The sequence below is a fragment of the Bradyrhizobium yuanmingense genome (assembly GCF_025200905.1).
GTDB lineage: Bacteria > Pseudomonadota > Alphaproteobacteria > Rhizobiales > Xanthobacteraceae > Bradyrhizobium > Bradyrhizobium yuanmingense.
On the sequence record NZ_CP104173.1, the window covers coordinates 4854369 to 4880294 of the forward strand.

Annotated in this window: 20 protein-coding genes; 12 read left to right on the top strand and 8 right to left on the bottom strand. The window is 66.0% G+C overall.

The genetic code is table 11. The features are described 5' to 3' along the window. Positions 1-51: 51 nt before the first annotated feature. Positions 52-558, bottom strand: a complete 507-nt coding sequence (locus tag N2605_RS22995; protein WP_036015620.1) for a YciE/YciF ferroxidase family protein — start codon at positions 556-558, stop codon at positions 52-54. A gap of 429 nt (positions 559-987) precedes the next feature. Between N2605_RS22995 and N2605_RS23000 the strand changes: the two genes are divergently transcribed. The 7 genes from N2605_RS23000 to garD all read left to right on the top strand — a co-directional run bounded on the left by N2605_RS23000 (position 988) and on the right by garD (position 11094). Further along, a complete protein-coding gene (locus tag N2605_RS23000) occupies positions 988-2070 on the top strand; it encodes a lysylphosphatidylglycerol synthase transmembrane domain-containing protein (RefSeq protein WP_057028777.1) in 1083 nt (360 codons plus the stop codon). A 134-nt stretch (positions 2071-2204) separates the two neighbouring features. After that, a complete protein-coding gene (locus N2605_RS23005; RefSeq protein WP_225144341.1) occupies positions 2205-4151 on the top strand; it encodes an SGNH/GDSL hydrolase family protein in 1947 nt (648 codons plus the stop codon). Positions 4152-4624: 473 nt separating this feature from the next. Beyond that, a complete protein-coding gene (locus tag N2605_RS23010) occupies positions 4625-5530 on the top strand; it encodes a LysR family transcriptional regulator (RefSeq protein ID WP_109143167.1) in 906 nt (301 codons plus the stop codon). Positions 5531-5653: 123 nt separating this feature from the next. After that, the gene (gene kdgD / locus N2605_RS23015) at positions 5654-6598 is read left to right on the top strand and encodes a 5-dehydro-4-deoxyglucarate dehydratase (RefSeq protein WP_260343282.1); all 945 of its coding nucleotides are present in this window, start codon (positions 5654-5656) and stop codon (positions 6596-6598) included. A 24-nt stretch (positions 6599-6622) separates the two neighbouring features. Continuing rightward, positions 6623-7966, top strand: a complete 1344-nt coding sequence (gene gudD, locus N2605_RS23020; protein WP_260343283.1) for a glucarate dehydratase — start codon at positions 6623-6625, stop codon at positions 7964-7966. Positions 7967-7989: 23 nt separating this feature from the next. Next, positions 7990-9438, top strand: coding sequence for an aldehyde dehydrogenase family protein (locus N2605_RS23025; protein ID WP_260343284.1), 1449 nt, complete (start codon positions 7990-7992; stop codon positions 9436-9438). Positions 9439-9552: 114 nt separating this feature from the next. Continuing rightward, entirely contained in the window at positions 9553-11094 is a 1542-nt protein-coding gene (gene garD, locus N2605_RS23030) for a galactarate dehydratase (RefSeq protein ID WP_260343285.1), read from the top strand. A 60-nt stretch (positions 11095-11154) separates the two neighbouring features. Here the strand turns inward: garD and N2605_RS23035 are convergent, their stop codons facing one another. Together N2605_RS23035 and N2605_RS23040 are read right to left on the bottom strand one after the other, a co-directional pair. Next, the gene (locus tag N2605_RS23035) at positions 11155-11895 is read right to left on the bottom strand and encodes a hypothetical protein (protein ID WP_225114191.1); all 741 of its coding nucleotides are present in this window, start codon (positions 11893-11895) and stop codon (positions 11155-11157) included. Positions 11896-11898: 3 nt separating this feature from the next. Beyond that, positions 11899-12786: a MipA/OmpV family protein gene (locus N2605_RS23040; protein WP_225114190.1), complete on the bottom strand. Its 888-nt coding sequence runs from the start codon at positions 12784-12786 to the stop codon at positions 11899-11901. Between the two features lie 356 nt (positions 12787-13142). On the opposite strand from N2605_RS23040, the gene N2605_RS23045 reads away from it, so the two are divergent. From N2605_RS23045 to N2605_RS23055, 3 genes are all read left to right on the top strand, one after another. Further along, positions 13143-13823 (top strand): response regulator transcription factor, encoded by a 681-nt coding sequence (locus N2605_RS23045; protein ID WP_036015597.1) that lies wholly within the window; start codon positions 13143-13145, stop codon positions 13821-13823. Beyond that, a complete protein-coding gene (locus tag N2605_RS23050) occupies positions 13820-15184 on the top strand; it encodes a sensor histidine kinase (RefSeq protein ID WP_036030218.1) in 1365 nt (454 codons plus the stop codon). The genes N2605_RS23045 and N2605_RS23050 overlap by 4 nt, the downstream gene beginning before the upstream one ends. Before the next feature lie 192 nt (positions 15185-15376). Further along, complete coding sequence (locus tag N2605_RS23055) at positions 15377-15646, top strand: hypothetical protein (protein WP_036030219.1); 270 nt, start codon at positions 15377-15379, stop codon at positions 15644-15646. Between the two features lie 57 nt (positions 15647-15703). On the opposite strand, the gene N2605_RS23060 is transcribed toward N2605_RS23055, so the two are convergent. From N2605_RS23060 to N2605_RS23070, 3 genes are all read right to left on the bottom strand, one after another. Next, positions 15704-16057 carry a hypothetical protein gene (locus N2605_RS23060; RefSeq protein WP_036015590.1) on the bottom strand — a complete coding sequence of 118 codons (354 nt, stop codon included), beginning with the start codon at positions 16055-16057 and terminating at the stop codon, positions 15704-15706. A 249-nt stretch (positions 16058-16306) separates the two neighbouring features. After that, positions 16307-16900 (bottom strand): DUF2147 domain-containing protein, encoded by a 594-nt coding sequence (locus N2605_RS23065; RefSeq protein WP_225148301.1) that lies wholly within the window; start codon positions 16898-16900, stop codon positions 16307-16309. Positions 16901-17073: 173 nt separating this feature from the next. Next, positions 17074-18102, bottom strand: a complete 1029-nt coding sequence (locus N2605_RS23070; RefSeq protein WP_036015581.1) for an NAD(P)/FAD-dependent oxidoreductase — start codon at positions 18100-18102, stop codon at positions 17074-17076. 182 nt (positions 18103-18284) lie between these two features. On the opposite strand from N2605_RS23070, the gene N2605_RS23075 reads away from it, so the two are divergent. Then, positions 18285-18752 carry an acyl-CoA thioesterase gene (locus N2605_RS23075; protein ID WP_225114188.1) on the top strand — a complete coding sequence of 156 codons (468 nt, stop codon included), beginning with the start codon at positions 18285-18287 and terminating at the stop codon, positions 18750-18752. A 29-nt stretch (positions 18753-18781) separates the two neighbouring features. On the opposite strand, the gene N2605_RS23080 is transcribed toward N2605_RS23075, so the two are convergent. Together N2605_RS23080 and N2605_RS23085 are read right to left on the bottom strand one after the other, a co-directional pair. Further along, positions 18782-19102, bottom strand: coding sequence for a 2Fe-2S iron-sulfur cluster-binding protein (locus tag N2605_RS23080; protein ID WP_008143731.1), 321 nt, complete (start codon positions 19100-19102; stop codon positions 18782-18784). Positions 19103-19267: 165 nt separating this feature from the next. Further along, positions 19268-19642, bottom strand: coding sequence for an Hpt domain-containing protein (locus tag N2605_RS23085; RefSeq protein ID WP_109143156.1), 375 nt, complete (start codon positions 19640-19642; stop codon positions 19268-19270). Positions 19643-20038: 396 nt separating this feature from the next. On the opposite strand from N2605_RS23085, the gene N2605_RS23090 reads away from it, so the two are divergent. Next, positions 20039-25807, top strand: a complete 5769-nt coding sequence (locus N2605_RS23090; protein ID WP_225148300.1) for an apolipoprotein A1/A4/E family protein — start codon at positions 20039-20041, stop codon at positions 25805-25807. Positions 25808-25926 lie beyond the last annotated feature (119 nt).

A 25926-nucleotide genomic window follows, 5' to 3' on the forward strand; every position in this document is an offset into this window, starting at 1 on the left:
CAAGCAAAAGCGCCGCGCGGACCGTCGCGCGGCGCTTGTAGTTTCCTCTACTCAGCTCGCCGCGCGCAGATTCACCTTGCTCTCGGCGAGTGTCGTCAGCTTCTGGTCGGTCGCCTTCTCCTCCTCGAGCGTCTTGGCGAGCACCGCCGCACAATCGTTGCGGCCGAGCTGCTTGGCCCAGGCGATCAGGCTGCCGTAGCGGACGATCTCGTAATGCTCCGCGGCCTGCGCCGCATTGATCAGGGCCGCGTCGAGCACCGCCTTGTCGGCGACTTCGCCGGCGGTCTCGTCGGCTTCCTCGATGATGCCGTCGATGGCCGGGCAGTCGACCGCCTTCACGGGGACGCCGTGCATCTTGAAGACCTCCTCGAGCCGCGCAACGTGCTGCTTGGTTTCCTCGAGGTGCGTCAAAAAGCCCTGTTTCAGCTGCGGATCAGTGGCCTTGGTCGCCATCTTCGGCAGCGCCTTGGTGAGCTGCTGCTCGGCGTAATAGATGTCCTGGAGCTGATGGACGAACAGGTCGTTCATGGTCTTGATGTCTTTTGTGAACAGTCCCATCGTTCTAATCCTCTCGGGTCTTGGGAACACGGAGGCGCCGGCTTGCACGAAAAAGCCGCGTATTCCGCCATGTTCGATTGCTGATGGAGCCTAACGACCACGCGGCATCGACGTTCCAAAAACGCCGATACGCCTCTGCGCTGGAACAATGCGGACGGCGCCGGGATTTGAGATCGTATCGGCACGGTGAGCGCGCGGGATGAGCCGGGTTTCGCGACTCATATGCTTAACGCGCCGCCGATATGAACCGCGTATGACAAAGTTGCCCGCCGAACGCAGAACCTATTGTTGTCAAGGGCTGCACAAGCCGCTGATTTTGCCTTAAATGAGCTGGATCATGCTAGCGATCGATGCCTGCCTTTTGGCCGTGATCGCACCCGACCGGCCAATGTCTGGCCCGGTCGGTCTTGCCCCCCGCCGGGAGGATGAATGCACGGACTGCTGCCCGCGTTGAAACGCGGCTTCAATAGATGGATCGGCTGGCGACGGCTCGGCGTCGCCGCGAGCATCTTCATCATCGCGTTTGCGATCACCACGCTGGTGCGGACGCTCAAGGGCATCGATACCGGGGTCATCCTGACCGCGTTGACGGAGATTCCCCGCGGCAACATCGGGCTGGCGGCGATCTGCGTCTTCTTCGCGTTCTGTACGCTGACCTTCTACGACTATTTTGCGCTGCGAACGATCGGCAAGAAGCACGTGCCCTATCGCATCGCGGCGCTGTCCAGCTTCACGTCCTATTCGATCGGGCACAACATCGGCGCCACGGTCTTCACCGGCGGCGCGATCCGTTTCCGGATCTATTCGGACTACGGACTGAACGCGATCGACGTCGCGAAGATCTGCTTCCTGTCGGGCCTGACCTTCTGGCTCGGTAACATCTTCGTGCTCTCGATCGGCATGGCCATCCATCCGGATGCGGCCTCCTCGATGGATCAGCTGCCCTCCTCGCTCAACCGGTTGATCGCCCTCGGCGGCCTCGCATCGATCGGCGCGTATCTGGTCTGGCTCTGCATGGGCGAGAAGCGCCGCGAGCTCGGCCAGAAGGGCTGGAAGGTGGTGCTGCCCTCGGCGCCGCTGACCTTGGTGCAGATCCTGATTGGCGTCGTCGATCTCGGCTTCTGCGCCACGGCAATGTACCTCTTGATGCCGGCCAACCCGCCGATCGACTTCATGTCGCTCGCGGTCGTGTTCATCCTGGCGACCCTGATCGGCTTTGCCAGCCACGCGCCGGGCTCGATCGGCGTGTTCGATGCCGCCATGCTGGTGGCGCTGCCCCAGTTCGGCCGCGAGGAGCTTCTGGCCACGCTGCTGGTGTTCCGCATTCTCTATTTCGTGATCCCGTTCGGCCTTGCCATTTCCATCATGGGCACGCGCGAGCTCTGGATGAATGTGGTCGCGCCGTGGCAGGAGCGGCGGCGGCTGGCGGAAGCCTGCGCGCAGGCCAACCTGCCCAGGGAGGTGACGCCGATGGAGCGCGAACGGCTGCTGCGGCAGGCCGGCAAGCGCTGAGCCGCCCAAGGCGCCGCCGGCAATCAAGCCGCCGCCGGCAATCAAGGCCCCTCGGAATCATCAGGCAAAGGTTGCGGGCAGGCGCGCAATCCTCTCTTATTTCCGCCTCAACTTTGCCGTTGAAGACGCGGGCCATGATTTCCGTATTCCTTCGCACCCTCTCGGCCGGCGCCGTGCTGCTTGCCGGCATCCTTGCTTTGCCCGAGCGCGCCGCCGCGCAGGACGCCGGCACCATGCAGATCAGCTGGGAGGTGCGTAACCGCTTCCGGCTCTTCCGCGAGGAGCGCGACTTCCTGCTCCATGTCGAGAACGCGCGTAACCGCAGCATTCTAGCCGCCGAACAGTCCCTCGAGCTCCAGAGCGAGGGCCGCGGCTGGGCCCGCAACATGGTCAACCGGCTCTGCATCGACCTGCAGGGCCGGGTCAACCAGCCCTGCACCCGCGACAACGTCAAAGAGAACTACATCACGCCGATCGACCATCCCGTGACGGTGCGCCTGACCGGCGCGGTGCCGGTCGGCGCCACCTGCGCCTGGTCGTTCGATGACGGCGATGGCCCGCAGAGCTCGACCTTCGACTGCGCCGAGCCGATCAATTTGCGTGTCCGCTACGGCAAGCCGACGGTTGCGACCGTCGATGTCTCGGCCGGCTCCGATCCGACCCAGCGGGTCCAGACCGAGATTCAGGTCCGCGACATCTTCATCGCAGGTCTCGGCGACAGCATCGCCTCCGGCGAAGGCAATCCGGACCGGCCGCTGGCGCTGTCGGACGAAGGATTCTGCTTCCGCTCCTATCTCGGCACCGCCGGCGCGCAGTACTACCGGCCGAGCCGCCACGGCTTCAAGGGCGGCCGCGCCTGCGAGGCGCCGGATACGCTCGCCAACTGGCAGCGCTACAGCGCGCTCTGGTTCAATGCGCCGTGCCATCGATCGCTCTACAGCTATCAGGCGCGCACCGCGCTGGCGCTCGCGGTGCGCTACACCCACATCGCCGTGACCTTCCTGCCGCTCGCCTGCACCGGCGCGAGCATCGGCGACGGGCTGCTCGGCTCGCAGCGCGCCCGCGAATGCCCGCCCGGCAAGACCGGCGTCTGCAACACCAGCGTGAACGCGCAGGTCGCCGAGCTGCGGGAAGCCGTCACCGCGGCGAAGAAGCGCCAGCCCGATCGCACGCTCGATCTCGTGCTGCTCTCGGTCGGTGCCAACGACGTCTATTTCTCCGGTCTCGTCGCCGACGTCATCGTCGAAACCGCGACCGAGCGCGCGCTGTTCCGCCGCTCCGGCGTGTTGGCGAGCGTCGACGATTCCCGCGATGCGCTCCAGCGCGAGCTGCCGCAGAATTTCGTCAAGCTGCGCGAGGCGCTGAAGCCGCTGGTCGGCGGCGACCTCTCGCACGTGGTCTATGTCTCCTATGCCAATCCTGCGCTCGCCGACGGCGGCGCGCCCTGCCGCGGCGGCCGGGCCGGCTTTGACATCCACCCATCCTTCAATGCCGATCCGCAGCGCCTTTCCCGCGTCTCCGCCTTCGTCGACAGCGAATTCCTGCCGCAGCTGAAGGGGCTCGCCACCTGCACCCGCGGTGCGCTGTGCCGCGATCCCGAAGCCGACCGCATGACCTTCGTCGATGCGCACCAGGCCGCGTTCGCCGAGCACGGCTTCTGCGCCCGTTCCGGCAACGATCCCGAATTCGACCGCAGCTGCTTTGCCGCGAACGGCCAGAGCTTCGATCCCGACATCGTCAGCGCGGCGAGCCAGCCGATGCTGTGCGGCCGCGGCGCCTCGGAGTACCGCGCCTACCTGCCCCGCGCGCGCTGGATCCGCGACGCCAATGACAGCTATTTCGCCGCGATGACCTATCCGCAAGGCCTGCCGGCGGCGAGCCAGCCGACCGACATCCACGATGCGGCCTGGGGCGTGCTCTCCGCCGTCTATGGCGGCGCGGTGCATCCGAGCGCCGAGGGCCATGCCGCGATGGCCGATGCGGCGCTGCCGGCGGCGAGCGCCGTGCTCGGCCTCGACGCCGTGCCGCCGAACGTGACGCGCGGACTGCTGCCGCAGTTGCTACCCAGCGCGCAGCAATAGCGCGCGCTGTCTCCACACACTCACCGTCATCGCCAGGCTTGACCGGGCGATCCAGTACTCCGTGACAGCAGTGATTGAATCGAGACGCCGCTGCGTACTGGATTCCCCGCCTTCGCGGGAATGACAGCGGTGGTTTGATAGGGTTTCCCAACACCGATCATCCCCCACTTCGCCGTTCCATCGATCCAAAAACAGCATCGATCGATACTGCCTTGAACTTGGACACTTCGCCGCGCGCACCTCTAGGACTCGTGTCGGGCAAACGGCCGAGGCCTAAGAGTGGCGCGTGATGAGCGCAGTGGCGTCCGCAGCGGACGTGAGGCTGTCTCGCGTCAGCCTGTTCCTCCTGAGGGCTCCCATGGGAGCTTGACCAGGCAACTCAACGGCGGCCCACAAGGCCGCCGTCTTTGTTTTGGGGGTGATCGATGCTAGAAGTGCCGGGGAAACGCCTTATTCATCTAAGGCATGTATCGATGTTCGACCTCAACCAGCTCCGCTGTTTCGTCACGGTGGCGGAGGAATTGCACTTCGGCCGCGCCGCCGTGCGGCTCAACATGACGCAGCCGCCGCTGTCCCGGCAGATCCAGGTGCTCGAGCACATCATCGACGCGCCGCTCTTGGAGCGCACCAGCCGCTCGGTGCGCCTCACCCCGGCCGGGCGCAGCTTCCTGCCGGAGGCGCGGCGCATCCTCAAGCTTGCCGAAAGCGCTTCGCAGGTGGCCCGCCGCATCGCGCTCGGCAAGACCGGCTCGCTGAAGGTCGGCTTCACCGCGGCCGCGGCCTATGGCTTCCTGCCCGAACTCATCGCCGCCTGTCGCGCCAAGCTGCCGGAGGTTGACTTCTCGCTGAAGGAGATGGTGTCGGGCGACCAGTTCGAGGCGCTGACCTCGGGCCAGATCGATGCCGGCCTGCTGCGGCCGCCGATCGCGCGGCCCGAGCTTGCAAGCCGCCGCGTCGTCGCCGAGCCGCTGCTCGCGGCGATCCCGAAGAAGCATCCGCTGGCGAATGCCGACGGCATCACCATCAAGGATTTCGACGACCAGCCGTTCGTGATGTATTCGCCCTATGAGAGCCGCTACTTCCACGACCTCCTGGTGGCGCTGTTCACCCGTGCCGACGTGCTGCCGCGCTACGTCCAGCATCTCAGCCAGATCCACTCGATCCTCGCGATGGTGCGCGCCGGACTCGGCCTCGCCATCGTACCGGCGGCAGCGGCGAGCCTGAAGATCTCCGACGTCCGCCTGCGTCCGCTGAAGCTGCGCACGCGCGTTCCGGTCGAGCTGTTCATGGTGTGGCGGCGCGAGGACGAGAACCCGCTGCTGTCGGCGCTGGTCAAGATCGCCGGCGAATTATCCTCCGCGGAGCTGGCGGAGGATTGATGCTCAATCCGCATCGGTCGATATAGGCTTTGGCTTGGACGCGCATCGAACGGTCTCCTAAACCACGGCGCATGGACGTGCGGCCTCTGCTTGCGTCCTCCGCAACACGAGAAGGGAGCGCCCATGAGCAAGATGACCCCGCAGGAAATGGCCCAGAAGATCGGATCGGGCCTCCTGTCCTTCCCCGTCACGCCGTTCAGGGCGGACTACTCCTTCGACGAGGCGACCTATCGCGCCAACATGGACTGGCTGTGCGGTTATGACGTCGCAGGTCTGTTTGCCGCCGGCGGCACCGGCGAGTTCTTCTCGCTGACGCCATCAGAGGTTCCGCAGGTCGTGAAGGTCGCCGTCGACGAGACCAAGGGCCGCGTGCCCGTGCTCGCCGGCACCGGCTACGGCACCGCGATCGCCCGCGAGATCGCGATCGGTGCGGAAAAGGCCGGCGCCGACGGCCTCCTGCTGCTGCCGCCCTATCTCACCCATTCCGAGCAGGAAGGCCTTGCCGCCCATGTCGAGGCGGTCTGCGCCGCCGTGAAGATCGGCATCATCGTCTACAACCGTGACAACGCCATCCTGCAGCCCGACACGCTCGCGCGCCTTGCCGAGCGCTGCCCGAACCTCGTCGGCTACAAGGACGGCATCGGCGACATCGAGCTGATGACCCGCGTCTACACCAAGCTCGGCGACCGCCTCACCTATGTCGGCGGCCTGCCGACCGCCGAGACCTTCGCGCTGCCCTATCTCGACATGGGCGTGACGACCTATTCCTCGGCCGTGTTCAACTTCGTGCCGGAATTCGCCACCAACTTCTACGCCGCGGTGCGCAAGCGCGACCACGCCACGATCCAGGCCGGCCTGAAGGATTTCATCCTGCCGCTGATCGCGATCCGCAACCGCAAGAAGGGTTACGCGGTCTCGATCATCAAGGCCGGCATGAAGGTGATCGGCCGCGATTCCGGCCCGGTCCGTCCGCCGCTGACTGATCTCACCGAGCAGGAGATGGCGGAGCTGACCGCACTGGTGCAGAAGCTGCCCGCCGCACGATCGTCACAACAGGCTGCAGAATAGTAAGACGACACGGAGGAGCCTGCGATGGCCCAGACTGAGATTTCCGGCGCACCTGTTATCACGGCGATGCAGGTGATCCCGGTCGCGGGCCGCGACAGCATGCTCCTCAACCTCAGCGGCGCGCATGCGCCGTTCTTCACCCGCAACATCGTCATCCTCACCGACAATGCCGGCCACACCGGCGTCGGCGAGGTGCCGGGCGGGCAGAAGATCTGGCAGACGCTCCAGGACGCGCGCGACCTCGTGATCGGAAAGACGGTCGGCGCGATGAACAACATCCTCGCCGATATCCGTACCGCCTTCGTCGACCGCGACGTCGGCGGACGCGGCAAGCAGACCTTTGATCTTCGCGTAATGATCCATGCGGTCACCGCGATCGAATCCGCGCTGCTCGACCTGCTCGGCCAGCATCTCGGACTGCCCGTCGCAGCACTGCTTGGCGAAGGCCAGCAGCGCACCAGCGTCGAGACGCTCGGCTATCTCTTCTTCGTTGGCGACCGCCGTAAGTCGAAGCTCGACTACGTCACTGGCGAGACCGCCAAGCCCGACTGGTTCAACCTCCGCCACCAGGAGGCGATGACGCCAGAGGCCGTGGTGCGGCTTGCGGAGGCGACCCACGACCATTACGGCTTCGCCGACTTCAAGCTCAAGGGCGGCGTGCTCCGCGGCGAGCAGGAGATCGAGGCGGTTACCGCAATCGCAAAACGCTTCCCCAGCGCTCGCGTCACGCTGGACCCCAACGGCGCCTGGTCGCTCGATGAGGCGATCAGCCTCTGCAAGGGCATGCATGGCATCCTCGCTTATGCCGAGGACCCCTGCGGCGCCGAGGCCGGCTTCTCCGGCCGCGAGATCATGGCCGAGTTCCGCCGCGCCACCGGCCTGCCGACCGCCACCAACATGATCGCCACGGACTGGCGGCAGCTCTCCCATGCGCTGCGGCTCGGGGCCGTGGACATCCCTTTGGCCGATCCCCATTTCTGGACCATGCAAGGCTCGGTGCGCGTGGCCCAGACCTGCCGTGACAACGGCCTGACCTGGGGCTCGCACTCCAACAACCATTTCGACATTTCGCTTGCCTTGTTCACCCATGTCGGCGCCGCCGCCCCCGGCAAGGTCACCGCGATCGACACCCACTGGATCTGGCAGGACGGTCAAGCGCTGACGAAGGAGCCGCTCCAGATCAAGGGTGGCAAGATCGCCGTCCCTGATAGCCCGGGCCTCGGCATCGAGATCGACCGCCCCGCCATCGAGGCCGCGCACGAGCTCTACAAGAAGCATGGACTTGGGGGGCGGGATGACGCTATGGCCATGCAGGACTTGATCCCCGGCTGGACGTTTGACGACAAGCGTCCCTGCCTCGTGCGTTAGAAACGTTCCCCTGGAGGAAAAAGATGACAGCGATCCTGAAGAACTTCATCGGCGGCGAATGGGTCGACGGCTCCGGCGTCACCAGGAACATCAATCCCTCCAACACCAATGATCTCGTCGGCGAATACGCCAAGGCCGACAAGGCGCAGACCGAGAAGGCGATCGCCGCCGCGAAGGCCGCCTTCCCCGCCTGGGCGCAGTCGACCCCGCAGGCGCGCCACGACGCGCTCAACAAGATCTCGACTGAAATCCTCGCCCGTAAGGAAGAGCTCGGCCGCCTACTCGCGCGCGAGGAAGGCAAGACCCTCCCCGAAGGCATCGGCGAGGTCGCCCGCGCCGGCCAGATCTTCGCGTTTTTCGCCGGCGAAGCGCTGCGCCTGATCGGCGAGAAGGGCGCCTCGGTGCGTCCCGGCCTCGACGTCGAGCTCACCCGTGAGCCGGTCGGCGTCGTCGGCATGATCACGCCCTGGAATTTCCCGATCGCAATCCCCGCCTGGAAGATCGCGCCGGCGCTCTGCTACGGCAACACCGTGGTGTTCAAGCCGGCCGAGCTGGTGCCTGGGTCTGGACATGCGCTCGCCGAGATCATCACCCGATCCGGGATTCCCGCCGGCGTGTTCAACCTCGTCGTCGGCTCCGGCTCGGTCGTCGGCCAGACCCTGCTCGAGCATCCGGACGTCGCCGCGATCTCCTTCACCGGCTCGGTGCAGACGGGACGCAAGATCGCGCAGGCCTGCGTGCTCTCGAACCCCATGAAGAAGTTCCAGCTCGAGATGGGCGGCAAGAATCCACTGGTCGTGCTCGACGACGCCGACCTCAAGACTGCCGTCGAGGTCGCCGTCAACGGCGCTTATTTCTCGACCGGCCAGCGCTGCACCGCCTCGTCCCGCCTGATCGTCACCGAGGGCATCCACGACCGCTTCGTCGCCGCCATGGCCGAGCGCCTGAACAGCCTGTCGGTCGACGATGCGCTCAAGGCCGGCGTGCATATCGGCCCCGTGGTGGACCAGAACCAGCTCGACCAGGACCTCCGCTACATCAAGATCGGCCAGGACGAAGGCGCCAAGCTCGCCTTCGGCGGCGAGCTGCTAAAGCGCGAGAATCCCGGCCACTATCTCCAGCCGGCGCTGTTCACCGAAGCCAACAACAACATGCGCATCGCGCGTGAGGAGATTTTTGGCCCGGTCGCCGCCGTCATTCGTGCGAAGAATTACGAAGAGGCGCTCGCCATCTCCAACGATACCGAGTTCGGCCTCGCCTCCGGCATCTGCACCACCAGCCTGAAATACGCCTCGCACTATAAGCGCAACAGCGAGTCCGGCATGGTTATGGTCAATCTGCCGACTGCCGGCGTCGACTATCACGTGCCGTTCGGCGGCCGGAAGGGCTCGAGCTACGGCGCCCGTGAGCAGGGCTCCTACGCGCGCGAGTTCTACACCACGGTGAAGACGGCTTACACCAATCCGGGCTGAGATATCGTAAGGGTGGGCAAAGCGAAGCGTGCCCACCGCTTACGCTCGGTGTGAGGACGGTGGGCACGGCGCGTTGCGCCTTTGCCCACCCTACGACTTCTGAGGCAAGCGCAGATGGACCAGGACGTCGCAGCGAAAGAGCAGCCCCGCTACATCAAGCTCAACGAGCGCGACAATGTCGCGATCGTGGTCAATGATTTCGGGCTCCCCGCCGGCGCGCGCCTTGCCAGCGGCCTGACGTTGCGCGCCTTCGTGCCGCAGGGACACAAGACCGCGCTGGTCGACATCGCGGAAGGCGAACCGATCGTCCGCTATGGCGAGATCATCGGCTACGCGCTGTCGCCGATCCTGGCCGGCGAATGGGTGGACGAGGCGCGCATCCGCATGCCGGAGGCCCCTGCCCTCGACAAGCTCGAAATCTCGACCGCCGTCCCCGCACCGCTGCCGCCGCTCGAAGGCTTCACCTTCGAGGGCTACCGCAATCCGGATGGTTCGGTCGGCACCAAGAACATCCTCGGCATCTCCTCCTCCGTGCAATGCGTCAAGGGCACGATGGAATATGCGGTGAAGCGCATCCGCGCCGAGCTGCTGCCGAAATATCCGAACGTGGATGACGTCGTGCCGCTGACGCACGCCTATGGCTGCGGCGTCGCCATCACCGCGCCCGACGCGGTGGTGCCGATCCGCACCCTGCAGAACCTCGCGCTCAACCCGAATTTCGGCGGCGAGATCCTCGTTGTCGGCCTCGGCTGCGAGAAGCTCGCGCCCGAACGCCTGGTGCCGGAAGGCGTCGGTGACGCCATCGTGCGAATGCAGGACGAGGCTTTCGACGGCTTCGGCGCCATCGTTGAGGCGATCATGATCCAGGCCGAGGCGCGGCTGAAGGTGCTCAACACGCGCAAGCGCGAGACCTGCCCGGCATCTGATCTTGTCATCGGGCTGCAATGCGGCGGCAGCGATGCCTTCTCTGGCGTCACTGCCAATCCCGCCGTCGGCTTCGCCGCGGACCTCCTGGTGCGCGCCGGCGCGACCGTGATGTTCTCGGAAGTGACTGAAGTGCGCGACGCGATCCAGCTGCTCACCCGCCGCGCCATCAACGAGGACGTCGGCCGCGCGCTGGTGCGCGAGATGGCCTGGTACGATTCCTATCTCGCCCGCGGCGGCGCCGACCGCAGCGCCAACACCACGCCCGGCAACAAGAAGGGCGGCCTTGCCAACATCGTGGAGAAATCGCTCGGCTCGATCGTCAAGTCCGGCTCGAGCGCGATCACCGGCGTGCTCTCGCCCGGCGAGAAGGCGACGCAGAAGGGCATGCTGTTCGCCGCGACGCCGGCCTCCGACTTCATCTGCGGCACGCTGCAGCTCGCCTCGGGCATGACGTTGCAAGTTTTCACCACCGGCCGTGGCACGCCCTATGGCCTTGCGGCAGCACCGGTGATCAAGGTCGCGACGCGCAGCGAGCTCGCGCGGCGCTGGAAAGACCTGATCGACTTCGACGCCGGCAAGATCGCAACCGGCGAGAAGACCATCGAGGAGACCGGCTGGGACCTGTTCCGCCTGATCCTCGACGTCGCCAGCGGCCGAACCAAACCCTGGTCGGACCGCTGGGGCATCCACAACGACCTCACGCTGTTCAATCCCGCGCCGGTGACCTAAAGCGTTTCCGAGCGAAGTGGGTCCCGGTTCGCGTCAAGAAAACGCGTCAAAACAGAACCGTCACTGTCCCTCGATCAAGTGCATGTCGCCCAGCGTGAGCGGCAGGCTTCGGACGATGAGGTTCGCGATCGCCGCACGCAGCCGTTCGCTCGAACCCGCGTCCTCGAACGTCGCTTCGATCGGTCCGCTCGGGCCGGCGATCCGTACCGTTCCAGTGTTGTCGAGCGGCGCGGCCGCCCTCTTCTCGATCACGTCGAACGACTTGCCCTCGATGATGCGAACCTCGTACAAGGCGTGGATCAGTCCGTAATCCGCAAGCAGCGTCCGATATTCGGCGAACCCGACGCCCTCGACGTTGCGGCCGTTTCCAAGCTTCGATCTCGCCCGGGTGATGACGATATATGCGTCCAGTCCCTGCGGCGTGACATCGCTGCGAACCAGCTCCTTGAACGGGTCGCTCCGCAGCAGATTGACCGGCGCGACCGCCGAATCCCTGATTGCGGCGAAGGCCGCGCGCCGGTAGCTCACCGGCTGCACATGAAACCGTCCGCTCAGCAGCTTCGTCGCCTGCTGGACGATCAGCTCGTCCAGCCCCCATGCGCCGATCGAGGCGGTCTGCGCGGCGTTGTCGAGCCCGGTCAGGCCGGCTCGCGTCAGGCTGATCTCCTCGCCGATCGCCGAGATGATGCCGACGGTCTTGATCGCCTGGAGCCGGCTGGCACGCGTCTCGAACGCCGCGGCAGCGCCGAGCGCGACGCTAGCGATCGCGCAAGCGAGAGTTAGGATGATCTTACCGCGCATGGTCTATCGGATCCTGAAATCGAATGAATAGGACGCACCGAGACCGACGGTGGTCTGGTTCGAGGATCCCCGCAGCTTCACCAGCGGGCTGTCCGCGACATCGCCGAGCAGCTTCTGGTACTCGACATAGGCGTGGACCTCCCACTGCGGGTTGATGCGGTAGGAGATCTGGCTGCCGAAACCGACCGAGTGCGCACCGCCTCTGGCATCGTATCTTGGAAGCCCCGATGCCAGCGCCTGCACGGCATCGACGCCGAAATACGGCGCAGTGGCATTGGTGCTCTTCCAGGTGAAGCGCGGGCCGGCCGAGATCGTCAGCCTTTGAATCAGCGGCACGATGACGTCGGCAGATACATCCGCGACGGTGCCGGTATGGCCGCCCATGCCCTGGCGCAACTCGCTGCGCAGGCGCAGCCAGTCGACCGGATAATACTCCACGAAGCCGCCGAGCTCATAGGCGGCGTCGACATTGCCAAGGCCGGTCAGCTCGGCATATTTGTCGGCCTTCCTTGAGGCGACGTATTTGAACGCGGGGCCGGCGCGAAAATGGCCGATGTCGAGCAGCGCGATGCTGGTGCTGTCGCGCGGTCCGCGAAACTGGTCGACTGATCCGGCGCGGCGGATGGAGAAGATCGGGACCGGAGCAAACCTTCCGTTGTTCGATCCGACGAACTCGGGCTTGTATTCGCCGCCGATGCCGACCATGACGGTCCAGTTGCCCGACGGCGAGGGCAGCATCGGCAGCTCCAATGGCGGCGCTGGCAGCGTGAAGGCGGTCTGCGCCGAGACTGATGGCGCAGTCGCCATGATCGCACCGAGTGCGGCGAGACAGGCGGTCGTCCGCCGCACAATCGCCGTGAGGCGGAGAGCGGCTTCTTCGAAATCATTCATTGCGGGGCCCCGGACCGGCCTTTGCAGGCCGAGTCGACTGTTGTGGTTAGGAGCCACAGCATCTGGTCCGGCAAAATTGCCCCAAGATTGCAAGGTGCGATCGGATGCTCCCCAGGGCCATGTCCGCCGCTGGCAGGCACGCCCGCCGGATCAACATTGCCCCAACATTGCACCACCGCGATCACGCCCTCAAAAACGTGACGGGCCGTGCCCGCGCGCTCACCCGGTCCTGCCTTTTATTCGCCAAGCTCGCTGCCTTTAAGGGAACCCTCGCGCACGAGCCGAAACGCCAGAATTCGGCCAGGGAGCGTCACGGTCAGGGTGTTGTTGCCCCAGCAGAGTCAAGGACGACCCGCGTGCGCTCCCTCGTGATCGAAGACGAACCACAGATCGGCGCCTATGTGAGCCGGCTGCTCGGGCAATTGCACGGCATCGTCGACCTCGTCGGCTCGATCGCCGATGCCCGCCAGGCACTGAACAATTTCAAGTATGATCTGGCGATCGTCGACCGGATGCTACCCGACGGAGATGCGCTCCAGGTGGTCACGGCGCTGAGCCAATCGGCGGAGCGGCCCGCAATTATCATGCTGACGTCCAAGGACGCCAAGGAGGATGTCGTCGAAGGGCTCAACGGCGGGGCCGACGATTATCTCGGCAAGCCGTTCGAGCCGCAGGAGCTGCTTGCGCGCGTGCGCGCGGTGCTGCGCCGGCCTCGGCTGCTGGCCCCATCGGTGCTGTCGCTCGGCAACGTCGAGTTGCACCTCGGCAGCAACGAGGCGGTAGTCGCCGACACCAGGATCCTGCTGCGCCGGCGCGAGGCGCTGATCCTGGGGGCGCTGCTGATGCGGCGCGACCGCGTCATCACCCGCGCCGCCCTGATCGAGGAGATCTACGGCTTCGACGACGAGATCGAGTCCAACACGCTCGAGGCGCAGGTCTCGCGCTTGCGCAAGAAACTGGCCGAACTCGGCGGCGACGTCGAGATCCGCAGCATGCGGGGCATCGGCTACATCCTGCGGCTGGCAACGCCGCGATGAAGTCAATCGCCCGAACCTTTGCGTTCTCGCTCGGTATCGCCGCCACCACGATCTTCCTGATCATGCTTGGCCTCTTCATATGGCGTTACCCGACGGAGGAGCGCGAGTTCAGGGCGTGCCAGGTCGTAGCGGCCGTTCTCGATCGCGCGACGGTGATCGAAGGGCAAAGACTGATAATACGCTCGACTCCTGCGCTCGAGGAATTGAAGCTGGACAGCCCAAACCTCTGGTACGTGGTGTCCGCGGGCGACCTGCTCAGCGAGTACGGCAGCGAACACCGGCCTCCCCTTCCCTTCGTGCTGCCCTACCACGGGCCCATCGGCTCGTCCGTTTTCAGCACGCTCGACCAGAAGAGCACCTTCTGTCTTTCCGCCGTACAACGGGGCCCGTTGCGGCTCGCGATGATGGTCGGCGAGCCTCAGGTTCGCTTTGGCCGGATTGCAAGGACTTTTCTCCTCCGCAGGGTCTTTTCGATCGCCTTGGTGGCGCTGGCCTTTGCCGCGACCGTCGCCATCGGTTCAGCGCTTGCCGCACGTTTCGTCTCTCGTAGCATCGAGCGGGTGGCGCGTCGCGCGCTCGCGATCGACCCCTCGGCGCCGCAAGGTTTGATATCGCTGTCCGAGGTCCCTCGCGAGTTGAAGCCGCTGGTCGAGGCGCTGAACCGCGCTTTCGGCGAGATCGACGCCTATATCAGGATGCAGCGCCGCTTCCTCGGCAATGCCGCCCATCAGCTTCGCACGCCGCTGACGCTGCTGCGCGCCAAGATCGAGGACGTGCCCGAGCCGGCCCTGAAGGCCGAGCTGGTGCGCGACGTCCGCCGGCTGACCTCGCTGGTCTCCGCGATGCTGGACCTGGCGCGATTGCAAAATCATGCGATCGAGAAGCGGCCGATCGATCTTGCCCAGATCACGCTGGACGTGCTGGCCGATTTCAGCCCGTCGGCGCTGGACGCCGGCATCGAGCTTGCGCTCGAGCACGAGGGAAGAGGTCCCTTCGTGGTGCAGGGCGTAGACGCTGCGATCCGAAGTGCACTTGCCAATCTCGTCGGCAACGCGCTCATCCACGCCCATGGCGCGCGGCGCATCGTCGCCACGATCGGCTGCGATGGCGTGGCTATTCACGATGATGGCGCGGGCCTGCCCGACGGCGCCGAACACAGGCTGACCGAGCCGTTTCAGACCGGCAACGCCGCAGGTGCAGGCGCCGGTCTCGGCCTGTCGATCGTCCGCGAGATCATGGCGGCGCATGGCGGGGAGCTGGTCGTCGCTTCCGCGCCCGGCTACGGCACGACGATGCGCCTGCGCTTTGCCGCGGCCGCCGCGCCGGCGAGATCTGCGCAGTTCGATCTGCAAGAGCATTGAGCGGGCGCATCGGCGCTTTTCGCGAAACCGTCCGGAAACATTGGCGCGGAAAACGTCTTCCGCGTTTCGTCCCTTCGCATCACGCAATCAATATCTGCGCCGAAGACAACGGGAATGTTCGCGCGCGGGCGAACCTGTTCTGCCATCGCGGCGACCAAACCTCCGATTGACATCTTCCACGGAGATTTTCCAATGCGTGTTCTCTCGATGATTGCCGTTGCCGGCGCCATGATTGCGAGCTCAGCCGCCGCGTTCGCCAGCGAGCTTCCCTCCTACGAAGTGACGTCGTTTCCGATCACGACAACGCAAGTGCAGGTGCTCGGCGGCGCCGGCGTCCAGGAGCAGTCTGCGAGCCCCGCGATGATCGTCGCCGGCATGCCGGCCTCGCCCGTGCAGGTCGCCGTGCTGTCGCCGCGGATCAAGCAGCTCGCGAGCGCGGGTTCGAACAACCAGGCGCGCTAAGCTTGGCGTTGTCGTTCCGGCTCGGCGCTCCGCGCCGGCCGGAATGGCCACGCGCCTCTACGTCATGCTGCCCGGCATGAAGCAGCGCACGCGCGGATGGCCGTCGATATAGTGCTTCCACACCATGGTGCGGCCGATCTTGTTCGGGACGGTGATCACGGCGCCGTCAGGCACCACGACCCACTCGTCGTCGATGCGCACGCGGTAGCGACCGCGATCGGACTCCCAATCGACGTCGGCGATGACGTAGCCGTCGGCATCCGAGCAGCATAGCCCGAACTCGCTACGCAGACTCTCGAACCAGGGTTTCAGGGGCGAGTTGGCGAAGCGGCCGTCGTCGCGCGCCAGCGCCGCATGCGTCAGAACCGCCAGCCCCAGCAGCACGGCGGCACACTGTCTTGCACGTTTCATGTGGTCTCCGCGGTCGAAGTGATCACCGCGGGGCAAACGCTGCCGTCCGCCTTCCGCATGGTGCGCGGCAGGCGTGGAGACGGCGACTCGCTCCCCCAGCAGCTTTGCCGACAGCTATGCAAATCCAGCGCCAGCGCGCATTCCGGGGAACTACTGGAGGGCGCCCGAGGCACGTTCGCCCTTCGGCGAAGGTGGCCGCACAGGCTGGAGACCGGGCCATTGAGACCGCGCAGCGCGCGGCTTGCGCCCTTACTGCTTTGCCGGCGCCATCATCGCGCCGCCCTTCTTCGCCGCGGGCGCCGGTTGCTTGGCGGCTGCAGCCTGCGCGGGCAAGTATTTTGCGACGATGGCCGGATCGACCTGCGCGATGTTGGCATCGGGCAGGCGCGTCCAGGTCTCGTCCTTGCCGAGCAGCGCGATGCCGAGATAGCCGCGCAACGTCAGGGTCTGACCGTCGGGGCTGACCCGCATGTTGGCCTTCCAGATCTGGCCGTCGCGCGGATTGAGCACGTTGCCGCCCTCGTACTTCAATCCTTCGCGCTTCATGTCGCGGACGAAGGAGATGCCGAGCACCCGAGCGTTCTTGCGATCGTCGGTGCACTTGGAGCAGACCTCATTCGGGTCGTCGGTTGGCCGCGGGAAGGTCTTGGCGATCACACCTTCGAAGACGCCGTTGCGATCTACGAAGAGGAACCATCCGACCGTCCTGCCGTCTTCGACCTTCTGCCAAAGGCCCGCCGCAGTGGGCTCGGCGGTCTGCGCCGCGCACGGCGTCACGATCGCGAGCGACAATGCGAGCGCCAGGAAGGAGGGCAGCCGAAAGCTGGAAATGAGAGTCCGCATTATGATCACCTTGCTGAGCCAATCACCTTTGCTGAGCCAAGACTTCGCAGAGCCAAACTGTGCTAAGCCAAAAACCTGGCCAAGCCTATGACCGGAATGGCCGCAGACTACGGCGATTTCACGAACGGTTCCAGCACCAGAAACATGGGGCATCGCCGCCCCGAACGCTTCCGTCAGTTGACACCGAGCTTCTTTTGCAGGCTGGAGGACGAGGTCGTGTACTGGAACACGAGCCGCTTCTCCGGATAGACATAGCGATGGGCTTTTTGCGACATCAGCGCGCCCTCGTGGAAGCCGCACAGGATCAACTTGATCTTGCCGGGATAGGTGTTGATGTCGCCGATCGCGAAGATGCCCGGCACATTGGTCTCGAACGCCGACGTCTCGACAGGCACCAGATTGTTCTCCAGCGCGATGCCCCAATTCGCGACCGGGCCGAGCTTCATGGTCAGCCCGAAGAACGGCAGCATGGTGTCGCAAGCGATTTCGGTGACGCTGTTGTCGTTGCCCTTGACGGTGGCGCCGGTGAGCTTTCCGTCAGCGCCGGAGAGCGCGGTGACCTGGCCGAGCCGCAGATCCATCTTGCCGCCGGCAACCAGCGCGCGCATCTGCTCGACACTATGGGGCGCGGCGCGAAACTCGTCGCGCCGATGCAGCAGCGTGATGCGCTTCGCAATCGGATGCAGATTGAGCGTCCAGTCGAGCGCGGAATCGCCGCCGCCGACGATCAGCACGCTCTTGTCGCGGAACGTCTCCATCTTGCGCACGGCGTAATGCACCGAGGTGCCTTCATAGGCCTCGATACCGGGCACAGGCGGGCGCTTGGGCTGGAACGAGCCGCCGCCGGCCGCGATCACCACCACCTTGCATTCGAACACCTTGCCGGCATCCGTGGTGCAGCGAAACAAGGGATCGCCGATCTTCTCCACGGTCTCGACCATCTCGCCGAGATGGAAGGTCGGATGAAATGGCTTGATCTGCTCCATCAGCGCGTCGGTCAGCCCCTGCCCCGAAACCTGGGGAATGCCGGGAATGTCGTAAATCGGCTTTTCCGGATAGAGCTCGGCACACTGGCCGCCGACCTTGTCGAGGATGTCGACGAAATGCGCCTTCATGTCGAGAAGGCCGAGCTCGAAGGCGGCGAACAGACCACACGGCCCGGCCCCAATAATCAGCACATCGGTTTTGATCACGTCGCTCATGTCGTCTCTTTATCGATCGTTATCGGTTGGACGGCGCCCGTTGGGCAGAGGTGACCCTGCCTGTCTAGCCAACGGGGATGGAACAGGAAAGGCATAAAAGCGGGATCGCCCCGCAGCCGCGCCCACTTGCCGGGCCAAAATAACTGGGCTGTAACGAGGATGGATATGACGGAGATCAATCGGTGAACGCACCAGCCCGCCTCGACACGACCCCGCGCCTTGAGGACTTTCCGTTTCGCCTCAGCGACAACGTCCGGTTCGGCGACCTAGACCCGAACCAGCACGTCAACAACGCGGTCTATGCCACATATTTCGAGACCGGCCGTGTCACGCTGATGAAGCTTCCCGAATACGGGCTGACCCCGCCGGGGCTCGCCTGGATCATGGTGCGGCTCGACATGCATTTTCGCGCCGAGCTGCACTGGCCCGGCTCGATCGAGCTCGGCCTCGGCGTGGTCAAGCTCGGGCGAACGTCGGTGACATTCGAGCAGGTCGTGTTCTCGAACGGCACGTGCATTGCGTCGGCGACGTCGGTCGGCGTCCTGCTCGACGAGGCGACGCGGCGACCGGCGCCGCTGACCGCAGAGGTGATCGAGAAGCTCAGACCCTGGCACAAGCGCGGCATCGAGGTCGCGCCGCCGAGCACCTAGTCGACTTGGACAGTCTGCTTGGAGACGGATCAGGCCTGGCGCTCGGGCGTCGCCACGACGAGGCCGTCGAGCTCGTCGGAGACCTTGATCTGGCAAGACAGGCGCGAATTCGGGCGCACGTCGAAGCCGAAGTCGAGCATGTCCTCTTCCATCGGCGTCGGGCTGCCGACCTTCTCGCGCCAGGCTTCGTCGACATAGACATGGCAGGTTGCGCAGGCGCAGGCGCCGCCGCATTCGGCCTCGATGCCGGGAATGCTATTGCGGATCGCAGCTTCCATCACGGTTGCGCCGTTCTCGATTTCCACCGTGCGGGTTTCGCCCTTGTGGTCGACAAAGTGAATCTTGGCCATGTGTGCTCGTGCTGCCGCGGTGCTTTGAATGAAGGAGGGTCCCGGCTGTCCTATAACGGGTCGGTCAGCCCGGCGCCATAGCGTTTTGAAGCCAAATGATTCCCGCTTTGCGGGAAGAAAACGCGTCAAAACAAGCGACTAGAACCCAGCTCCGGCCGCATCGGCTCAACGCTTCAGCATCGCCGCGATGGCAGCGCGGGCCTCGGCCACCGCCTCTTTCAGCGCGGCGAAGGCGTGGGGCCGGCCATGGCCGGTCCGGATCGCAGTCTCCAGGCTGGCAGCGGCATCGGCCACCGCGAAGGCGCCGATCCCGCGCGCCGAGCCCTTGAGCTTGTGCGCGAGAGCGCCGGTCTCGGCCGGCAATGCGGTCATCGCCGCGAGCAGACGGGCCGCCTGCTCCGCGAACATGGCCAGCACTTCCTGCTCCAGCTCAGCGTCGCCGAGCGTCATTCGAGAGAGGTGATCGAGGTCGAGCGGGCTGTCGATGGGCGCAAGCGGGGGCGAAGGCATCCAGTCCATCCCTTGCAGTTCAGGCGTCATGGCGCAGGCCCCGGCTTCGCGCGACGGCCGCCGGTCCGGCGGTCAGATTCCCCTCACCCAAGCATGGAAATGGTTAACGAAATGTTTGGGGGATTTGACGCAGATCCGCCGGTTTATTGACGAAAAGTTGCCGCAATTGGCCGAGTCTGGTTGAGAATTGCGTTGATTGCTAAGGCGTTACGGCGCGATCCTGTTAACGATGATTAAGAATGTCTTAATTGCGGGCATTTCATTCGCGACGCTCTGCCAATAGGATGTTGCAGAAATTGGCGGACAAGCCGTCCGGGTGGGGACGGCTCGGAGATCCGCGCAAGCGGCATGATCCGGTCTGTGGGCTTGCGTCGCGCGCAGGGCTCGCGGGGGGACGCGTACAAGTAACGAGGGCTCGGACTGAACATGGCGAACACTCCGAAAAAGGTCAAAGACCCTACAGAAGTTGCGCTTTCTGCAATCCAGGAAGCTCTGAACATCAGCGACACCGCGGCCGATACCAGCCGCAACGCCGCAATGCGCAACGAAACGGCGCCCCCGGTGCCGCCGGCCGCGCCTCCGGTCTTCGACGAGCCGAGCTTCGAGCCGCGCCCCGCCGCCAACGAGCGCTCGACCGTGTTCGACCCGGTCGAGGAGCCGCGCACCGCGCGCCGCGCCGCCAACGACGATCGCGAGACCATCGGCCAGCTGCTCCAGGCGCTGCAGAAGGGCCGCCCTGCCCGCAGCGTCTACACCTTCGCCACCATCTTCGCCGGCATCTGGCTCGCCGCCTGCGCCGCGCTGACCGTCGGCTTCCTGCCCTCGATCCAGGCCGCCATGGGCCAGAGCGGCGGCGTGCTCGTGATCGCTGGCCTCGTCGCGATGTTCTTCGCGCCGGTCATGCTGTTCTACTTCCTCGCGAGCCTCGTCTGGCGCGGCCAGGAAATGCGCATGATCGCGCAGGCGATGGCGCAGGTCGCGATCCGCTTCTCCGAGCCGGAAGGCTCGGCCTCCGATTCCATGGTCACCGTGGGCCAGGCCATCCGCCGCGAGGTCGCGGCGATGGGCGACGGCATCGAGCGTGCGATCGCGCGCGCCGGTGAGCTCGAGACGCTGGTCGCCAATGAGGTCGCCGCGCTCGAACGCGCCTATTCCGACAACGAGGTGCGCATCCGCGCTTTGCTCCAGGACATCGCGCATCAGCGCGACAACCTGGTCGGCCAGGCCGAGCAGGTTCGCAGCGCCATTTCCGGCGTGCAGATCGACCTGCGCCACGACATCGCGCTGATCTCGGACGCGATCGCCTCCCGCGTCGACGAGGTGGCCAAGTCGATCACCGGCGCTCTGGAAGAGCGCGGCGCCCACATCACCCAGGCGCTGAGCAATGCCGGCGACAACATGATCCTGGCGCTCGGTGAGCGCGGCGGCGACCTGCTCGACCGTCTCGAGGAGGCCAGCAACGAGACCACGCGCGCCGTGCTCGACGCCAGCGAGCGGCTGACCACGAGCCTCAACTTCAAGACCGGCCACGTCCACGACGAGTTCGTCGACCTCGCCGACCGCGTCCACGAGATGCTGAACGAGCGCATCGACCGCATCACCGGCGAGTTCGAGCAGCGTTCCGCCGCGATCGTCGACGGCATCTCCGAGCGTACCGAGCAGGTGCACGATTCCTTGAAGAACTCGTCGGACTCGCTGCTGCTCGAGCTCGAGCTGCGGTCCAACGACATCTCCGCCAAGATCGACGACGCCGGCAATCGCCTCGCCGGCCAGATCATGACGAGCGGTGACAAGGCCAGCGAGGCGCTCGACGCCACCGTCAACGCCCTGGTCGCCAAGGTCGTCAGCCAGACCGAGACCGCGCACGATTCGCTGTCGCTGCAGATGAGCGCGTTCGACGAGCTGGTGAGGAACCAGGGCACCGAGCTGGTCGAGAAGTTCGCCCGCGATTCCGGCACGCTGGGCGCGCTGATCACCCGCCACATCTCCGAGTTCGACCGCACCGTGAAGACCTTCGGCGGCGAGATCGTCGAGCGCATGGGCCAGCGCACGCAGGACATCGCCGAGACGCTGAAGACCTATGTCGACGATTTCGACACCCGCTTCACGTCGAACGGCGGCCAGATCACGGCGGTGCTCGACCAGCGCCTCGTGCAGTTCGAGACCACGATCGGCGAACGCGTCGGCAATATCGACGCCTCGCTGAACGGCAAGATCGCCAGCCTCGACGGCACCATCCAAGGCCACATCAGGACCTTCGACGAGCAGCTCGTCGGCCGCGTCGCCGCGCTCGAGCTGTCGTTCGACAGCCGCGCGAAGTCGATGACCGAGACCATCGACGGACGCATCAACACGCTGGCGACGTCGCTGAGCGACGGTGCCGCGCAGGCGATCCAGTCTATCGACTCCCGCCTCACCTACCTCACGACGTCGCTGACCGGCGGGGCGTCGCAGGCCATCGAAACAATCGATGCACGGCTCAATCACCTCACGAGCTCGCTTACCGACGGTGCCTCGCAGGCCATTGAAACCATCGATGCGCGCCTCAACCACCTCACGAGCTCGCTGACCGACGGCGCATCGCAGACCATCCAGTCGATCGACACCCGCCTGACCCACCTCACGACCACGCTCACGGGTGGCGCGACGCAGGCGCTCGAATCCATCGACTCCCGCCTCACCTACCTGACCACCGCCGTGACCAACGGCGCATCGCAGGCCGTGCAGTCGATCGACACGCGCCTGACGCTGCTGACCTCGACGCTCACCGACGGCACCGCGCAGGCGATCGAGGCGGTCGACCGCCGCATCACCGGCGTCACCGAGATCATCGACGGCCGCAGCACGCATCTGACCGACACGGTCACGGCACGCTTCCAGGAGATCCAGCAGGCCATCGAGACCAAGGTCGGCTCGGTCGCCAGCGACATCGACGTGCGCGTGGCTCAGTTCGAGGACCTGCTCGGCTCCCGCGTCGAGGCCGTCGCCGGCCGCATCGAAAGCAGCGGACGTCAGGCCAGCGAGGACATGATGTCCCGCGCCGAGATGATCTCGACCGCAATCCGCTCGCATGTCGAGGACGCCGAGCGCTCGCTCACCAACCTCGTCGTCAACACCAGCGAGACCATCCAGACCGGCGCGCGCACCGCCCAGCAGTCGCTGCTGACGGTCTCCTCCGATGTCAACGCCCAGCTCAAGATGACCTCCGCCGAGGTCGAGCAGGCGCTGACCGCAGTCGGCACCGGTGCGGCGAACTCGATCCTGACCAGCGCGCGCGAAGCGCAGTCGACGCTGGTCGCGGCCTCGGGCGAAGCCTCCACCCAGATCAAGGGGCTCGCGGCCGACGTCGAGCGCACGCTGTCGGCGGCGGGCTCCGCCACCGCAGCCTCGATCCTGGCCGGCGCCCGCGAGGTGCAGACCACCCTCGTCACCGCGTCCTCGGATGCGGCGAGCCAGGTCAAGACCCTCACCGCCGACGTGCAGCGCTCGCTGTCGATGGCCGGCACCGCCACGGCGGAGTCGATCACCGCCGGCGCCCGCGATGCGCAGAGCACGCTGATCGCGGCCTCGACCGAGACCGCAAACCAGATCAAGGCGCTGTCCTCGGACGTGCAGCGCTCGCTGACGATGGCGGGCACCTCGACGGCCGAGACCATCATGAGCGGCGCCCGCGAGGCCCAGAGCACGCTGGTGACGGCGTCCTCGGACGCGGCGAGCCAGGTCAAGTCGCTCGCGGCCGAAGTGCATCGCTCGCTCTCTCAGGTCGGCCAGACCACCGCCGAGACGATCACCACCAGCGCCCGAGACGCCCAGAGCACCCTTCTTGCTGTCTCCGCAGAACAAACCAGCCAGGTCCGTTCGCTCGCGGCCGAGATGCAGCGCGCGCTGGCGACAGCCGGCGGCGCCACCATCGAGGCGCTCACCAGCGGCGTGCGCGAGGCCCAGGGCACGCTGATCTCCGCCTCGACCGATGCGGCGGGCCAGATCAAGTCGCTGACGACGGACATCGAGCGCACGCTGACCGCGGTCGGCGCCGACACCGCCTCGACCATCCTCAACAGCGCGCGTGAAGCCCAGATCTCGCTGACCTCTACCTCGGCCGACGCCGCGAGCCAGATCCGCACGATCTCGACCGAGATCGAGCGTACGCTGAGCGCGGCCGCCGCCAACGCGACCAACGATATCCAGACCAGCGCGCTCAACGCCCAGAACGCGCTGATCTCCGCCTCCAACGAGGCGAGCTCGCGCGTCAAGTCGAGCTCGGCCGACGTCGAGCGCTCGGTGCTCGCCGCCAGCTCCAGCTTCGGTCAGGCCATGACCGGCAAGACCGACGAGATCGTCACCTACGTGCAGCAGCAGGCCGACCGCCTGTCGAACATGATCGACGCCAAGCGCGGCGCACTGGTCGACGCGATCGGCTCGAAGACCAGCCAGCTCACGCTCGACATCGACCGCGTCACCTCCGACGCGCTGAAGTCGATCGAGACGCGCGGCCAGGCCTTCTCGCAGACCATGATGGGCAACGGCTCGGAAGTCGCCCGCACCATCAACGCGGCGAGCGAGGTCGCCACCAGCGCCGTCGGCAAGTCGCTCAAGGACCTCGAGCAGGCCTCGCGTTCCGCGATCGACCAGTCGCGCCAGGTCTCGATCGCGGCCGTCACGGAGATGCAGGAGACCAGCAAGATCCTGCGCACCGACACGGTCGCCCTGTTCGAGCGCCTGCGCGAAGGCAACATCCTGCTCCAGGAGGTGCTGACCGGTGCGCACGACAACCTCAACTCGCTCGAGCGGGCGCTGGTGACCCGCGTCGCCGACTTCGTCTCGGCGATGAACGACGTCACCTCGCGCAACGGCGCGGCGACGCAGAACCTGGAAGAGCAGCTCAACGTCTTCAACAGCAAGACCACGAAGGCGCTGCAGGATCTCGGCGAGCTGTCGACCCAGTTCGACAAGCATGGCCAGGCGCTGGTCGAGGCCGCGCAGGTCGTCGAGCAGAGCAACAAGAACACCACTGCCTCGCTCGCCGAACGCAAGCAGGCACTGGAATCGCTCGTCACCACGATCGACCTGCGCACGGCCGATCTCGACCAGCGGCTGTCGCGCTTCACCGGCCTGCTCGATGAATCGCTTGCCGCGGCCGAAGAGCGCGCCCGCGACATCGCCCGCGTCGTCGCCGAGACCGCCGGCGCCGGCTCGGCCGCGATCACCCGCCAGTTCGAGGCGGTGCGCGCGGCGTCCGAAGAGGAGCACCGGCAGACCATCGAGGCCATGCACGACATCTACCGCCAGACCACGGACGAGGCGGATACGATGTTCAAGCAGTCGACCGAGAAGTTCACCAACCTCGTCGCCAGCATGAAGCAGATGGCTTTGGAGATGCACAACGAGCTCGAAGCCACCCGCAACGAGCTGCGCCGCGGCGTACTCGAGATGCCGCAGGAGGCCGCCGAGAGCACGGCGCAGATGCGCAAGGTGATCGTCGACCAGATCGAGGCGCTCGCCGAGCTCAACCGCATCGTGGCCCAGCACGGCCGCGGGCTCGACGTCACCACGGCGGGCCGCGCCAGCGTGCAACGCCAGGAAGAGCCGGTGCTGGCCGCCGTCGGCGGCCGGGCTCCCGAGACCCGCATGCGCGACATCGGCAGCGCCTCGACGCTGCCGCCGCCGGACCTCGGCATGCCGGCCGGGCGCCGCACCGAAGCGCCGCCGGTCGCGCCCGGTGGCAACGACCAGGGCCGTGACGGCTGGCTGTCGGACCTGCTCAACCGCACCGACGCCAATCAGGGCGCACCGGCCGGCCAGGCCCCGCGTGGCCGCGCGGCACCCGCGCCGCAGCCGCAGGCGCCGCAGGCAAGCAGCAATCCGCTGGAATCGTTGTCGCTCGACATCGGCCGGCTGATGGACCGCAACCTCGCCGCCGAGATGTGGGACCGCTACCAGCGCGGCGAGAACAAGGCCTTCACCAAGCGCCTGTACACGCCCGCCGGCCAGAAGGCCTTCGACGAGGTCGCCCGCAAGTACCGCGCCGACCGCAACTTCAAGGGCACGGTCGACCGCTACGTCGCCGAGTTCGAGCGCCTGCTCGACGAAGTCGCCCGCGACGGCCGCGGCCCGCAGGAGCTGCGCAGCCACCTGATCTCGGAAACGGGCCTGGTCTACACCCTGCTCGCGCACGCGGCGGGCCGGCTGGGGTGAGCGGAAGCTCGCCAATGGCGAATTGCGAATAGCGAATGAAAACGGAGCCCTCGCGGGCTCCGTTTTGTTTGGGATCGATCCGTGAGGAAGGCTGTATACGCTACTCGCTATTCGCCACT

What these genes read in the sequence shown, in the direction of transcription:
- N2605_RS22995 (WP_036015620.1), bottom strand. Translation starts at nt 558, where the DNA reads ATGGGACTGTTCACAAAAGACATCAAGACCATGAACGACCTGTTCGTC.
- N2605_RS23000 (WP_057028777.1), top strand. Translation starts at nt 988, where the DNA reads ATGCACGGACTGCTGCCCGCGTTGAAACGCGGCTTCAATAGATGGATC.
- N2605_RS23005 (WP_225144341.1), top strand. Translation starts at nt 2,205, where the DNA reads ATGATTTCCGTATTCCTTCGCACCCTCTCGGCCGGCGCCGTGCTGCTT.
- N2605_RS23010 (WP_109143167.1), top strand. Translation starts at nt 4,625, where the DNA reads ATGTTCGACCTCAACCAGCTCCGCTGTTTCGTCACGGTGGCGGAGGAA.
- kdgD (WP_260343282.1), top strand. Translation starts at nt 5,654, where the DNA reads ATGAGCAAGATGACCCCGCAGGAAATGGCCCAGAAGATCGGATCGGGC.
- gudD (WP_260343283.1), top strand. Translation starts at nt 6,623, where the DNA reads ATGGCCCAGACTGAGATTTCCGGCGCACCTGTTATCACGGCGATGCAG.
- N2605_RS23025 (WP_260343284.1), top strand. Translation starts at nt 7,990, where the DNA reads ATGACAGCGATCCTGAAGAACTTCATCGGCGGCGAATGGGTCGACGGC.
- garD (WP_260343285.1), top strand. Translation starts at nt 9,553, where the DNA reads ATGGACCAGGACGTCGCAGCGAAAGAGCAGCCCCGCTACATCAAGCTC.
- N2605_RS23035 (WP_225114191.1), bottom strand. Translation starts at nt 11,895, where the DNA reads ATGCGCGGTAAGATCATCCTAACTCTCGCTTGCGCGATCGCTAGCGTC.
- N2605_RS23040 (WP_225114190.1), bottom strand. Translation starts at nt 12,786, where the DNA reads ATGAATGATTTCGAAGAAGCCGCTCTCCGCCTCACGGCGATTGTGCGG.
- N2605_RS23050 (WP_036030218.1), top strand. Translation starts at nt 13,820, where the DNA reads ATGAAGTCAATCGCCCGAACCTTTGCGTTCTCGCTCGGTATCGCCGCC.
- N2605_RS23055 (WP_036030219.1), top strand. Translation starts at nt 15,377, where the DNA reads ATGCGTGTTCTCTCGATGATTGCCGTTGCCGGCGCCATGATTGCGAGC.
- N2605_RS23060 (WP_036015590.1), bottom strand. Translation starts at nt 16,057, where the DNA reads ATGAAACGTGCAAGACAGTGTGCCGCCGTGCTGCTGGGGCTGGCGGTT.
- N2605_RS23065 (WP_225148301.1), bottom strand. Translation starts at nt 16,900, where the DNA reads ATGCGGACTCTCATTTCCAGCTTTCGGCTGCCCTCCTTCCTGGCGCTC.
- N2605_RS23070 (WP_036015581.1), bottom strand. Translation starts at nt 18,102, where the DNA reads ATGAGCGACGTGATCAAAACCGATGTGCTGATTATTGGGGCCGGGCCG.
- N2605_RS23080 (WP_008143731.1), bottom strand. Translation starts at nt 19,102, where the DNA reads ATGGCCAAGATTCACTTTGTCGACCACAAGGGCGAAACCCGCACGGTG.
- N2605_RS23085 (WP_109143156.1), bottom strand. Translation starts at nt 19,642, where the DNA reads ATGACGCCTGAACTGCAAGGGATGGACTGGATGCCTTCGCCCCCGCTT.
- N2605_RS23090 (WP_225148300.1), top strand. Translation starts at nt 20,039, where the DNA reads ATGGCGAACACTCCGAAAAAGGTCAAAGACCCTACAGAAGTTGCGCTT.